The sequence below is a fragment of the Actinomadura roseirufa genome (assembly GCF_900659635.1).
GTDB lineage: Bacteria > Actinomycetota > Actinomycetes > Streptosporangiales > Streptosporangiaceae > Spirillospora > Spirillospora roseirufa.
The window spans coordinates 1-12952 of the sequence record NZ_CAACVB010000071.1 but is presented as its reverse complement, the minus strand read 5'-3'; the positions used below and the strand labels follow the sequence as shown (position 1 = coordinate 12952).

Here is a 12952-nt window from a genome sequence, read left to right as displayed (position 1 = left end):
GACCTGGAGGTTCCATGTCCGTACAGGAAGCAATCGACAGCTCCGCCACCGACAGCAAACCGCAGCCGTTCTACCCGGACCTGCCCAGCTGGGTGACGCACCACTTCGTCCCCATGTACCGGCGCACGCTCGGCGGCGAATTCCGCTGGTGCGCCGAATGGTGGCGGCACGACGAGGCGATCTCTCGCCTGACCGCCCTCTGGTACTCCTGGGAGGCGATGCGCCTGCAAGGCGCCACCGGCATGGCCCTGTGGTACCGCGACCACCTCGACCACCAACTCCCCGTCCTCCTGGGAGCGCGCGGGCCCTTCTACCAATGCACCGAGAACGAGCATCTCGAACCCCACCAAGCCAGGCTCGTCCCGGTCCCGTTGGGCTGGCTCGACTTCGACCTCCAGACCGTCCAAGACGAGTCTGAGGACGTCCGATGAGCGAGCGGCAGGAAGCGCCCTTCGCCGACGCGATCGAAATCGTCGCCGGGGTACTCAACGCCTACAGCCCGGGGCAGCCCTCCGACCAGCAGGGGCCCGCCTCGGCGGAAAGGGTGCAGTTCTTACTCACCGACCTCATCCACTACTGCGACCACCACCACATCGACTTCCCGACGACGATGGCCGCCGCTCGCACCGCCTACGCTGACGACCGGGCAGAGGACCACGGCTTCGTCATCGGGGACGAAGTTCAGCCACGCCAGAAGCCCTTGTGGCGAGGCATCGTCACAGGTGGACGCATCACCCGTAGGGGCGAGGTCCTCTGCGCCGTCCACATCCCCGGCGAGCGGCACGAGCTCGTGGTGTCGACCGCCCAACTCGAGAAGGCTCCGCCGTTCGGCTCCATCAAGACACAGACCGGGATCGTCAGCACCGTCCAAGAGGCCGAAGAACGGCTGGACGAAGTGACCCTCACCATCCGGCACGCCCAGAATGAAGGCTGGCTACCCGAACCCGCCCTGTATCAAGAGCAGGAGCGGCTGATCGATGGCCTCGCCCTGTGGAGCGGCAGTTCGGCAATCGCCATCCACCTATCAACCGGCCCGAGGATCGCCGCCAAAGTCCAAGCACAGAGCACCCGTAAGGCCAGACGGCCAGCATTGATGCACCGGGACTTCCCCCAGCGCCTTGACACTCAACTCACCGAGCGCCAGCCCGAGCCGGCAGTACCGAAGTCCCGACCATCACCGGACTCGCGCGCACACCGCATGTGAAAGCCCTGAAGCAACCTCTCCCCGGGTCCGATCGCCGTCCTCACCATCCGGCCGCAGCACGCCAGAGCACCATCGGAGACAGCACATATGCCCGACCCCACCAACGAGTCGCCTGGTGTGATCCTCGCTTTGGACGCCTACGAGCAGAATGCGATCGCCGAGCGGACCATCAGCCATCGTGACAGCCCACTGCTCGCCGGGATCCTCGTACGAGCGCTGATCAGGGAGCTCGTCCACCTTGCCGACCGGCAGAACCTCGATATCGACAAGGTCCTGGCCGAACTCGTCAGGAACAGAGGAGCCCTCGCCGACACGCACCGAGCCGGCAACTACACAGTCCTGACCGAGGTTCAGATCCGCAGGTCCCCCGATGGCGATACCAAGCCGATGCGCTACCCGCTCCTCCGCGGCTTCATCACCGAGCTGAGAGCCGCACCTGGTTCAGACGTCGATGAGTGCGTCGTCCGGGTCCCAGGCGTCGCCGAACGCATCCAGGTCACGGCGGCGGAGCTGGAGCTCACCAAACCGTTTCCGCCGGTCCTCTCCCGTACAGAGACAGTCATCGACAGCGCCGCCCATGCCGAGGCCGCCCTCGTCGACCTCGTCTCTCAGGTCACGCAGCATCAGCGTGACGGCTCCACCATCGACGAGGCCGTCCTGGCAGATCTCACGAGTCTGTCCGCGGCTCTCGCAACGTGGTCGGGTGGCACACAAGAACTGGTGCTGCGTCAGATCCGCGAACGGCTCCGCCACCACGCCTCGAATGCACCCGCCTCGGGCACTGCTCCGTTCGCCTCGCAGGCCAGATCAGGGGCGCCCTCCCTTTCCGCCCGTCCGAGGTTGTCCCAGCACACCGATCCGCCCGACGAACACCGCCCCATCCAACCCACCCAGCCGCCCAAGCAGGGAAAGCGTCCGTGACGAGATCCCTTGCACCTACGACCACCCGCACCGTACGCAGCCCGTGGAATGCCCATGACCGATAGCGACACCGACGACTTCGCCGAGTTCGGAGCCACGATTCTGGATTCGTTTCAGGCCCTCTTCGAGCAGAGCACAGCCTGGAACCATCGGCGGAACGACCATCAGGCTCGCGAGTTGCTCGCCGACCTCCTGACCGACCTCATGCACTACACCGACCAGCGCGGCCTGAGCTTCGACGATGTCCTCGACGGGGCACGATCCAGCTTCTTCAGCGAACAAGCACAGGCCCGTGCCCTTGCCATCGGTTCGCTCGTCCAGCTCGAAGGCCCGGCCGCCCACGAGGCCGAACTCCTCGGCCACCCAACCCGAGGCTGCGTCACCGGGCTCCTGATCCCTGATAGCGGCCCCATCGAGTACTACGTCCACTTCATGGGCGACAGCAAGAACCAGCGCATCCTCGACACGGACCTGGAGCCGGCGCCACCCTTCCCCCTCACCTCCACCAGCCGCGGGATCATCGACAACCCACTGCGAGCCGAAGAGGTCATCATCCAGACGGTGAGGCAGATCGAGCGCGCCAAGGCTCGCGGAGCCCATCCTCAGCCCGAGGACGTCCGCGACCATCAAGCCCTGTTACGCGCACTGACGGGATGGAGCCGCATGGACCCGCGGACCGCCACCGACCTCATCAAGGCCAGGTCCACCAGCACTACTCGCCGTCCAGAGGAACCATCCGCACCTAACACTCCTCCGCAAGCGGGCCCGCTCGCCGCCCAGGGATTTCCCGTCTCCCTGGAGCAAGGCCTCCCAGACCGGTCAGCCAGAACACCGTCGCGGCCCTCATCTGCTCCAGGCAAGCCACCTCATCGGCCACGCAGCCGCTGAGCCAGCGAAATCGTCGCGGACACGCGGTCACGAAGATTGATCTATCAGGATCCGAGGATCACACTCTGATCAACTTCAATCAACAGAGAGTGCATGGACGGCCTATAAGCATCAGTCGCGAGCATTCGGAGGTTCCGTGAAGCGCCACTTCGCGCACGTGACCAAGCAGATCAAGGCTGCCGACACCATCCCCGCCCTGCTCACCTCCGCCTTCATCGGCCTGGAGCAGATCGAGCGCGCCGTCCGCCTGCTGGCCGAGAGCGCCCCAGAAGGGACCTAGGCCGCCTACCAGACAGCACTATCGGAAGCTTCAGACGCGTGGTGGGCACTGGCGGAGGCACCTACGCTCGCCTGGCCCCAGAGCCTGTCCGGGGTCGACCAAGTCGAACTCCAGGAAATCGCCGCTTCCGTCGCCGCACTGGTGCTGGCCGTCGCTCAGGCGATCCTGAACGTCGCTTCCAGATCGACCGACCCCGCCGACAGAGTGGCCTGCCTCAGGGCGGCCCATTACGCCGGCCACGTCCACGCGGCCCTGATGTAGGTGCCGATGACCTCCGACGCAGCCATGGCCCGACGCCGCTCTCGCGGTCAGAAGGCGCTGAAAGCCTACGAGCAGACGGCCTTCCCCAGCGAACCCTCGCTGCTGCAACACGACGGACGCTACGCACAGGCCCTCCTCGGGGCGCTGATGTGCGACCTGGAGCACTACGCGCGATCACAGCGGATCGACTTCTCCGCGGCGGTCACCACCGGCCACGCCATCAACCTCGAAGAATCGGCCGAGGCGTACAAGATCGGCGACCAGGTACGGCTCGATCGCCACGAGGGCCGCTGCGGAACCATCATCGGATGGCACACCGCCGACCAGACATGCTTCCTGATCGATGTCCCCGGCTTGCCCACCTACGCCGAGCCCGCGGCGCACCTGTCACCGGCACCGCCCTTTCCGCAGGTGAACACCAGCCTCGGGATGGTGACACGAGCCGACCAGGCCGAGTGTGCCTACCTCCAGCTCACCACACGTCCACCGCTTCCGCTCATGCCGTCCGAACTCGACGGGGAGCGGCGAGCACTCCTCACCTCACTGAGCGCCTGGAGTGGAGTCCCCGAGACAAGGCTGCTGCAGGAGCTCGCGCCCGCCGCCCCTCAACGGCCGCTTGCTGCGGGCTCGGCCATCGCCGACTTTCCGCACGACATCGGCACCGGCATTCCACCCAGCCCGGGCTCGACTCGGACCAGTTGCCAGCCCTCCCCCAGGTCCGGCCCGACACAGTCCGCCTGAATACATCCCGAGCAGTCTGCGGCGAGACGTCGCCTTGCGGGCACACGACCTGGCCGCCCCAACGCATCCCCTAACCGCATGGAGAGCACGCATGCCCCACAGCACCGAGCCGAGCCCCGAACACATCGCTCGAAACCAAGAGGAGGTGCGGCACTCCTGGTTCACCGAAATCATGAACACCGCACTGAACGACCTGGCTCACGCCGAGCGCGTCATCACCTCACTCGCCCAGCAGGAACCGGACGGCTTCATCGCCTGGGGCATGGCCGAGGGCGAAGCCGTCCAAGCGCACCGCGCGCTGCGCCAGGCGCCGTCCCTCCAGAGGGCCCCCTCTGCTGAGGGCTCCGGCCTCACCGCGACGGTGGACGCGTTGTTCGAGCTGGCGGCGAAGTCGTCTCAGAACCTGGTCCGCGCCGCCGAGCTCGCCGGCGACCCCGACGACAAGGCAGCCTGCCTACGAGCGGCCCTGCACGCCGGACGGCTTCGCGAAGCCCTGCGGTAGCCGCCCATGGCCACCTTCGGTGAGATGGTCCTGCTCGCCGATCAGCATCTGGCCGAGGTGAACCGGGCTCTCTTCCGCCCGCGCTTCGACCGGCAACTCCGAGCCGCTACCGTGCGCGCCGAACTGTCCCGCTTCACACACGTCCTGGTCCGCTACCACGACAAGATCGCCACAGGGTTCGGCGCTCCGCACGACGAGCAGTACGGCATCCGCGACGCCGCACACCGCGCGGGCAGACTCATCGAACAAGCAGAACGGCTCCTCGGCCCGGCATCCCACATCGACACCCCGACCTCCGAGCTGAGAGATCACCTTCGCTCAGCGTCCATAGCCCTGGGCTGCGGACTAGACCTGCTCTCCACCCACTTCCCACCGAGCAACGCCCAGGAACTCTCCCCTGACGCCGCCATCATCACCAGCACCGACACCGCCCGCTCGCTCCTCCACGGCATCAGCGGCTGCACGGCCACGGCCGCCCACGTGGCACGCCGCGGGAAACCACCCGTCGACCAAGCCGGCACCCTTCTCCTCAAGGCAGCCGTGCTGGCACGGTTCTATGGACAAGCCGACACCCTCATCACCGCGCTACCGGCCAACGGAACACCAGACAGGATTCCCCCAACCAGCGGCGAAGACCTCACCGAAGCCGAGACGGGCATCAGCGTTAGCATCGACCGCTTGAAGCATCTCAACGCAGCCGACTCGATCACGACCTGGCGCTACCTCGCCCGAGCCGCCGTCATCATCTGCGACATCAGTACCAAGATCACCCGGCATCTAGCACACCGCATGACCGAACTCGACGAGAAAGACCACGCCTCCACCTTCGAGAACGTCATCCCGGCCATCCGCCACACAAGCCTGAAATGGCGATCAATTACCCACCGCTGGGAAAACTTCACCGACCACCACAGCCCCCCGACAAGCGACCCCTCCATCGACGCAAGCGACCTTATCCTCCGACTCGGCCGACTCGCCTTCGCCGACCCTCAATGGACCCCAAGTCCACGCGCTTCCTACCGCATGAAGCAGCCCAGCGAACTCGGCCCCGACTTCGACACCGCCACACGCGTCGCCACCGCCGTCCTCAGAACCATCGAGGCATGCAACGTCATGGCCGGCGACCACGCAGAAGCAATCAACGACGTGGCCGCTCTCCTCGTCCTCAGAAAGAGCAGCCCTGTGCCTGGCCACCTCCCCCGCCCGCCCGCCGCCGTCTACCACCTACGCGACCGGTACAGAGCTGCACAGACTTACGGACGACAGGCCGTCACAACGTTGGGCCAGGCAATCCAGTCACTACCTCAAAGACCTCAGGGACCAATCCAAGAAATTGACCTCATCATACGACGTACATCAATATACAATCGGAAATCTATCAGCCAACTAAGCCTCAATGACCTTCCGTCAACAATTAGGCAACTTCCCCAAGAATCACACCCACTCTCCACACATAGTTCCCCAACTTCATCCACTTCAAATCAACAAGCAAGGCCAAAAAAACGTTAGCCCTCAGCGAAGCGAGGGTCGATTTGGAAGCATCAAGCGCGGATGCTGCGCGGAGGGTGTGAAACAGGTGAGGTTCCTGCCTCCACTTGATAGCATTGCCGCTCAAATTTTATCTTGACGTATCCTCAACAGGATAATGGACGGCCGGATCCACCTCAGGCCGCCAGGATTCCTCAACTAGAAGATCCCCTCCAGCGAAGGCCCACCGAGGAACGTTCATTCCCTCGGCGCGACTGGTTCTACAGGGCGAGTGCGGACCGCTGGGTCCGCGCTCGCCCCCTGCCCGCTCGCTTGGTCGGGGCCTCTCCGTTTCCTCGGCGGCCTCTGGTTCATGCTCCGCAGGCCGCTCTCCCCACGAGCGATGCATGCGCAGGATGTTGCCGGATACCGTCGCAGCGGTCGTAGTGATGGGACCTCTTGCGGCACCATCGGCGGGCGCCCACAGTCTTTGATCCAGCCGTCTACAAACGCCGCAACCTGGTCGAACACTGCAACGGCTGCCTCAAGCAATGGCGAGGTATCGCCACCCGCTACGACCAGACTGGCCCGCAACTACCGAGCAGCCGTCGTCCTGGTCACCACCCTGCTCTGGATCAATGAATGATCCACTGGACAGGCTCTAGGGCTGGCTGGCGGGGGTGCGCAGCCGGTTGGGGTCGACGCGTCCGCCGGGAATACGGATGGTGACGATGAAGCGATCATGGTCTTCATGTTGTCGGCGAACGCGCTCGATCCAGATGCTGGAGTACACGTCTGCGGTGCCTTCCTCGTGCCCGGTGAGGTCGAGCACGAGCAGGATCGCGAAAGCCGATCTGGTGACGGTGTATTGGGCGGGCTGGCCCGCGTAGCCGCGTAGACTCTCCCGGCTGGCATCGTCTTCCTCGATTTTGCATTCGATCGGGAACTGTACTGCGCCAAAGGACGCAAGCAGGTCAACTCGCCCGCCCCCAATGCTGATTACTTCGGCTTTGAGTAGAGAGGCGATGTCAGTGAAAGTTAGGCAGCGCAGGTAGTCTTGATGGAAGAGTCGCTCGTCGATCTTCTGCTTACGACCAGAAGGGTCCCGGGCGCGCAGGTATTCGGTGTAGGGGCCGCCCATCTGGCGTCCGTTGTCGTAGCAGGTGAATGCGAACTGGATCGTGTAGTCGAGCAGGATCCTGAAAGGGTCGGCGATGCCGGGGATCCAGTCTGGTGATGCGCTAAGCTCCTCGACCAGTCGCTCAAGCAGTCGACTGCGTTTAGGGTCGGTCGCGATGGCTTCAACGTTTCTGCGAGACCGCAAGGCGAGTTCGATCGCATCGAGTGAGGATTCCTGGCCATCGGGTACGCTAGCGAGAAAGTCCTGGAGTTGGTGTTCGGGGAGTTCGGCGGCCAGTAGGGGCCACCGAAGGGCTTTTCCCCCGGCATCGCCTCCAGGTATTTTCTGTGCAGTCGCTTGGAGATCTCGGAGCTTTTCTGCCAGGCGGATGGCAGTAGGGTCGTCGCGGAATTCGGGTAGTTCGGTGAGGGCCGCCTCCAGGAGCTGCTGTCGGTGGGAGTGGCGGAGAAACGACGCTTCGACAACAGGCTGCAGGAGCGCCTCGCCAGCTGCCTTCACACTTAAGGAGGCGGGGACGGCGGCACAGGTGTAGACCTTCAGAAGGGCGTGCAACGCTCGCGGCGGTGCGAGCCAGGACACTTCGTCGTCCAGATGGGCCGCGGCCTCCTCGATGATCATGATGGTTTCGGACCAGCTCGTAATCTCCTGCTGGCGGGGCAGCGCCCAGGCCGGGGTCGGAGTTCCCTGCAGCCATGCCCGGTAGTGATGGTATTGGGCACGCAGCCGGGCGGCAGCGTCGTTGACCTGCCGGGCGGTGTCGGGGCCGCCGAAAGCTAGCAGGGCGTCGATCGCAGCGAGGTAGATGCCCGCGTCCTGACGGGCTTCGGTGTGTTCCCACAACTCCGCCAGACGGGTTCGGACGGTGGTCAGTCCCTGGAGCATCGTTTCGCGGGTAGAACTGTTGAATGCGGTCCGCAGGTCGATCATGGCCAGCTCGAACGCGGCGTCAGCGTGGGTGTGGTCGAGTTGCAACAGCCGCAGGAGAGCGCTGTGCAGATGGACGGTCGGATGGGTCTGGTCGAGGAGGCCAAGGATACGAGGCAGCCGCACTGCGAACGGTTCGGCGAGCCGTTCGGGTGCCTCGCCGGCCTCTTCGATCACGCTGAGGAGGTCCCATGGGGCAGTCACGCTGGCGAGTGTGAGAGTCAGGAGGCATTCGGCCGCTTCGATCGCGATGTGTGCCACTTCCAGATCTTGGGATTCCAAGCCGTCCCGCAACCGCCGGGACAGAGCCCGGGCCAGGGGGCGTCCCAATGCGGCCGCAAAGTCCATGTGTTGAGTCAGCGTGTCGGCGGCCGATGCGAACGCCGAATGACGCTGATTGTGCGTCATGCCGGCCACGACAGCATCCCGCATGACGACTGTGGCCGAGGCGCCTGGCGCTCGACCGTGTTCGTGAGAGGCGATCTGCACAAGGATCGGCAGGAACTGCCCTTCGGCCAGGTCCTGGGCGTGAGCGCCGACCGTGTCGGGGCCACCGAGATCGTCGGCGTCCGGCCCGACACGCAACTCGTGCGAAGATGCGGTCGCCGCCCAGGTAGCGATCATCTCTGCCGCCTGGTTCATTCTCGGTGTCACCTCCCGATCACATCGTTCAGGGCTGTCCTTGCCACTTCCGAGTACTGGTATGCAGCAAGGTCAGAACATGTAGCGTCCGCTCGGCCCGACCGCGCTGTGAATGATCTTGTTGTCAGGGAAGACGTTCCGGACGACGGGCTCGATCGAAGTAATGATCATCTGCAGTCCATCGGTCTTCTCCGCGAGGTCTCGCAGAACCGCAAGGGCCATCCCCGCGTCGCCAGGGACGACTTCCTCCTTCATCGGGGCGTCGATAAGGAGTAGACCGGGGTGAGAGGCGATGCCACGCCGCTGCCCGACGGAGATCATCGCAACGACTGCGGCGATACGCATGCGCAGCCGCTCACCCGGGCTGAAACGCCTGTACTGGGTGCTCTTTCCGGACTTACGGGCGTTGAGAGTGCCGTTGAGTTTCAAGTCCACCGAGGACAGGTTGGTGACACCAAGCCTGCGCGCGATCACGCAGAGTTCAGTGCTGACGTCAGCGAACAAGTCCCGGCTGCGCACAGTGACCAGTGCCTCAAGTTCCGCCTCGGCCACCTCCAGAATCCGGTCGGCAGGGTCCTCCTCGGGCTCGTCTTCAGCGACCTCCAGATCTCTTCTCAACAAGGCCATCGCGCCCTCCAGTCGGTGGACGGTAGCGGCGGCCTCCTGCCGTGCCGCGAACACAGCGGCGGAGTTGTTGTCCGCCAGCTCCGCCGTTGCAAGCTCGTGCCGCTCCCGTGCTGCGCCGAGCTCGTCGTCGGCCTGGAACAGAGCTGCTACAGCGCTGGCCTCCGCACGCCGGGAACCAGTAAGCCGGTCGTGGAGATCAGCTAGGAGTCGGGCCCTGTCATCGGCATCTTCCGCTTGGACGGAGATCTCACTTGTGCACACCGCGCACTGATGAAGCAGGTCTTCCCGCTCCCGGCGGGCGTCGTCGATGTCGCTCTCGCAGCGCGGGCAGATCTCCGGGTCAAGCGCTCCAAGCAGGCTCCGCGCCGCGGCGCTCTCCTTCGCCTGCCGCAAGGCCCGTTCATCGCGGATCCTGTCCTTGCGCGCCCGTTCGGCCACGACAGCGAGTTCTTCTCGGGCGCTCGTCAGAGGCGCCAATCCGCGCGAGGTCTCCTGCACTGCGGCGACCAGGGCGGCCACGTCCGGCGCGTTACGGGAAAGGTCGGCAAGACGCCGCCGTGCCTGCTCCAGTTCCTCCCTCAACGGCTCTAGCCGCGCTGCTCGCACCCTGCGGTCCTCGGCCTGGCGACGCTCCCCATGACGATGCCGTTGCCGCAGTCGCTTCGAGGCAGCCTTGATCTCGGTCAGTTCAGACACATAAGGAACATCCAGGAACACCTGCAGCAGACGAACTGGCAGCGCACCCGTCGCCACCGGCCCCAGCAAGACCTTGTCATGGCCAGCGTTCAATGCGATGGCGTGAAAGAAACTCGGCCAACCATGCGTATGGGCGTCGCCGTCCCGTGCCCCGCCCTCCTCAGTCGGTGCGCCCCGCTCCGCTGCCCATACAGTAAACGGCCGCAGGCCGAGCCGCTCGCACATAAACCTTCCGATTAGATCCTTGGCCGCAGCGGCATCGCCTGCAACGGCGACGGTGCGCACCAGTTCCCCCTGGTCCTCTTGCCCGTCAAGGTCCAAGAGCGCTTGCAGGCTGTCGGCGGTCAGCAGCGCCAAGCTCACCCTGCGGTGCGGCCCCAATGTGACCCGAACCGATACGGGCACACCCGCCACTTCTACATCGGCGCGGATGTACTGGAACCAGGCGACGGTGTCACCGCGCTGGTACTCCTCGAACCCTTCACCTCGTAACGCCCACGTCAACGCCCATAGCAGGTTCGACTTCCCCGCTGAGTTCTGCTCGCTGACGAACGCCCAGGCTCCGGGTGCCAGTGTGTACTCGACAGTGAAGGGACCGTCGTTGTCATCGGTGTCGGTCTTCACCCCTTCGCAGTACAGCCGATGCACGCAAAGGCTCCGCCGTGCCGGTAGCGGCGAAGCCAAAACAATTCCGTGCTCCCTCAGCACCTTGCGCACATCATCGGCGCTCACTTTTCCGACCCGGCGAGCGATCGTCGCGTGGATCTCCTCCTCTGAGGGAACCGGCAGATCGACCAGGCTATTCATGCCAGTTCCTCCGCTTCCTCGATATCAGCCTTCACTGCGGCCTGCACTTTAAGCCTCGAAAGCCGTTGCCTCGCCCTGTTCGCGATTCCGGGAATCGTTTCGTTGAGCGGTGTCTCGGCATAGTCCCGCTGGAGGTACTGTCTGTTCCGCAAGGCAACGACACTGCTGCCCGTCCCATCAGCCAGGGCCCGGACCAGTGCCGCCCGCTCGGAATACCAGACCAGCATCGGAAACATCTCCCTGGCCTGTGCTGCCAGATCCCGGCCTTTCTGCGTCAGGTAGTACTCCTCCAGTAGCACCCGCCGCCCATCGGCGCTGCGCCGATGGGCGACCACGATAAGACGCGGCGCAACCAGCAGCGCAAGCGTACGGTCGAGCGCTTCATAAGCACCGAACAGAAACCGTAGCATCGGGATCGAAAAAATCTCAGGCTCGTCCGAATCCAAGATCGTCGCTGCCAGGTCGAGAAGTGCTGGCTGCTTATCAGGATCCTTTTCGTAGTCGGTGAGGAGCTCATCAGCCAGGTAGTCCGGATTGCGCAACCAGAAGTCCAACTTCTGCAGCCTGCCCTGCGACCGTAGGGCAGCCACCGCGCCGCTCACTGGTGGAGTGCCAGCCTCCGGCAGAGGGTCAGCCGCTGCGTCGATCAGCAACAACAGCCGCACTGCATGAGCGAACCGATCGCCGTCAGGATCCTCCGCCATGCCCCGACCTTAGACTCGATCCCGTCAGCGATCGAGACTAGTATCGGGACCGTTGCCGGACAGAAACTGACAGGTACCTGTACCTGCACCCTCGCTTCCAGGGGCCAGGAGACGATACAAGCCCCGGCCCTGCGACACCGGTCCCATCACTGCAGAGCAGATCCAGCGCTTCACGTGCGGATTCGACCAATCTGTGCTCACTCCCGCCCGCACAGCTCCTGGGCGCCTCTCGTCTCGGACGCGTCATCACCTAGCGATGCCTGGGTCCCGCCCGGCGTGGATGCGCCTCCATCAACCGGCGGGACCGTTACTGGCCGTATGGATCAGTAGGAGCCGTACCTGCCGGAGAAAGACAGTGGGCCGACGGGACCTCACGCGCCGACGCGCGGAAGGTGGCACCCCATCGGCCCGAATGTCTCGCCGCACACCAACCGACGACGGAACGCCGTCCAACTGGAAGCAAGACGCCCAAATCCTACGCCACCACGCGCCTCGGACGCGCGATGGTGAGTAGAGATGCCCGTCCGGCTTAACGCGGGAGAAGGCGAAGCTCCCATACTTGCGAAGTCCCAGTCGACTCTTCTCGTTTGGGATGCCTACCTTGGAACTTCGGGCAGGCGCCTGATGGCGATTGTCGGCAAGGCGATGAGCCTGCCGGTGGCGGAGTTCCCCGCAGCAGGAGTTTGCAACGACAGATAGATTCCAGCGACGCGCCCCCGCTGGTCGGCAAGCAGCCTGCCGAGATTGCTAAGGGGTATTTCACAGGTCATAAGTAGACGACGCGTTGGGATCTTCCTAGTCAGGTATGCGAGAGTCTGGTCATCAGATTCGGTGAGTGTGAGGCCTGGAATCTGTTGGTCTCGGAGGGAGTTAGATTCGAGGCCGAAGAGCTTCTTAGCGTCGGGACGGCTGATCAGCACTTCGACGGCTTCGCCGGGATGGTCCGTAAGGGCTCGGAGGGCCATGTGACATGCCTCCTCTTCAGCCCCGGCGCCTGTCAGTGAAACGAGTCCCGCGGGTTAGCGTCCACGGAAGTGGTGTATGGGGCCTGTGTGACCTTCTGCCGGGTTTTGGCCTGTGTGGGCGTGTCACCGTGACATGAGGACGGCCACCTCGTGATCCTTCGAGTCGACCAAGAGCACGAAGG

At 64.4% G+C, this 12952-nt stretch carries 11 protein-coding genes and 1 pseudogene; 9 read left to right on the top strand and 3 right to left on the bottom strand.

Going from position 1 to position 12952, the window contains the following annotated elements; all coding sequences use genetic code 11:
• The first annotated feature begins 14 nt into the window (after positions 1-14).
• The 9 genes and pseudogenes from E1291_RS17320 to E1291_RS17285 form a co-directional block, all read left to right on the top strand.
• Positions 15-431, top strand: a complete 417-nt coding sequence (locus E1291_RS17320) for a DUF4913 domain-containing protein (RefSeq protein WP_165495160.1) — start codon at positions 15-17, stop codon at positions 429-431.
• Complete coding sequence (locus tag E1291_RS17315) at positions 428-1204, top strand: hypothetical protein (RefSeq protein ID WP_131738849.1); 777 nt, start codon at positions 428-430, stop codon at positions 1202-1204. The genes E1291_RS17320 and E1291_RS17315 overlap by 4 nt, the downstream gene beginning before the upstream one ends.
• 87 nt (positions 1205-1291) lie before the next feature.
• A complete protein-coding gene (locus E1291_RS17310; RefSeq protein ID WP_131738848.1) occupies positions 1292-2125 on the top strand; it encodes a hypothetical protein in 834 nt (277 codons plus the stop codon).
• Positions 2126-2179: 54 nt separating this feature from the next.
• Positions 2180-3013: a hypothetical protein gene (locus tag E1291_RS17305; protein ID WP_131738847.1), complete on the top strand. Its 834-nt coding sequence runs from the start codon at positions 2180-2182 to the stop codon at positions 3011-3013.
• Positions 3014-3149: 136 nt separating this feature from the next.
• Entirely contained in the window at positions 3150-3293 is a 144-nt protein-coding gene (locus E1291_RS42030) for a hypothetical protein (RefSeq protein WP_165495159.1), read from the top strand.
• Positions 3294-3554: 261 nt separating this feature from the next.
• Entirely contained in the window at positions 3555-4295 is a 741-nt protein-coding gene (locus E1291_RS17300; RefSeq protein ID WP_131738846.1) for a hypothetical protein, read from the top strand.
• A gap of 91 nt (positions 4296-4386) precedes the next feature.
• Positions 4387-4797, top strand: coding sequence for a hypothetical protein (locus E1291_RS17295; protein WP_131738845.1), 411 nt, complete (start codon positions 4387-4389; stop codon positions 4795-4797).
• Between the two features lie 6 nt (positions 4798-4803).
• Positions 4804-6306: a hypothetical protein gene (locus tag E1291_RS17290; protein WP_165495158.1), complete on the top strand. Its 1503-nt coding sequence runs from the start codon at positions 4804-4806 to the stop codon at positions 6304-6306.
• 421 nt (positions 6307-6727) lie between these two features.
• A pseudogene (locus tag E1291_RS17285) lies at positions 6728-6846 on the top strand (IS5-like element ISMt1 family transposase); the annotation flags it as partial.
• 79 nt (positions 6847-6925) lie between these two features.
• Here E1291_RS17285 and E1291_RS17280 read toward each other — a convergent pair.
• From E1291_RS17280 to E1291_RS17270, 3 genes are all read right to left on the bottom strand, one after another.
• On the bottom strand, positions 6926-8971 hold the full coding sequence (locus E1291_RS17280; protein ID WP_131738842.1) for a hypothetical protein: 2046 nt from the start codon (positions 8969-8971) through the stop codon (positions 6926-6928).
• Between the two features lie 72 nt (positions 8972-9043).
• Positions 9044-11101, bottom strand: a complete 2058-nt coding sequence (locus E1291_RS17275) for a coiled-coil domain-containing protein (protein ID WP_131738841.1) — start codon at positions 11099-11101, stop codon at positions 9044-9046.
• The gene (locus tag E1291_RS17270; protein WP_131738840.1) at positions 11098-11805 is read right to left on the bottom strand and encodes a hypothetical protein; all 708 of its coding nucleotides are present in this window, start codon (positions 11803-11805) and stop codon (positions 11098-11100) included. Before E1291_RS17270 ends, E1291_RS17275 begins: the two co-directional genes overlap by 4 nt.
• Between the last annotated feature and the right edge of the window lie 1147 nt (positions 11806-12952).

Coding starts and splice junctions, on each gene's coding strand:
- E1291_RS17320 (WP_165495160.1), top strand. CDS start 15: ATGTCCGTACAGGAAGCAATCGACAGCTCCGCCACCGACAGCAAACCG.
- E1291_RS17315 (WP_131738849.1), top strand. CDS start 428: ATGAGCGAGCGGCAGGAAGCGCCCTTCGCCGACGCGATCGAAATCGTC.
- E1291_RS17310 (WP_131738848.1), top strand. CDS start 1,292: ATGCCCGACCCCACCAACGAGTCGCCTGGTGTGATCCTCGCTTTGGAC.
- E1291_RS17305 (WP_131738847.1), top strand. CDS start 2,180: ATGACCGATAGCGACACCGACGACTTCGCCGAGTTCGGAGCCACGATT.
- E1291_RS17295 (WP_131738845.1), top strand. CDS start 4,387: ATGCCCCACAGCACCGAGCCGAGCCCCGAACACATCGCTCGAAACCAA.
- E1291_RS17290 (WP_165495158.1), top strand. CDS start 4,804: ATGGCCACCTTCGGTGAGATGGTCCTGCTCGCCGATCAGCATCTGGCC.
- E1291_RS17280 (WP_131738842.1), bottom strand. CDS start 8,971: ATGAACCAGGCGGCAGAGATGATCGCTACCTGGGCGGCGACCGCATCT.
- E1291_RS17275 (WP_131738841.1), bottom strand. CDS start 11,101: ATGAATAGCCTGGTCGATCTGCCGGTTCCCTCAGAGGAGGAGATCCAC.
- E1291_RS17270 (WP_131738840.1), bottom strand. CDS start 11,805: ATGGCGGAGGATCCTGACGGCGATCGGTTCGCTCATGCAGTGCGGCTG.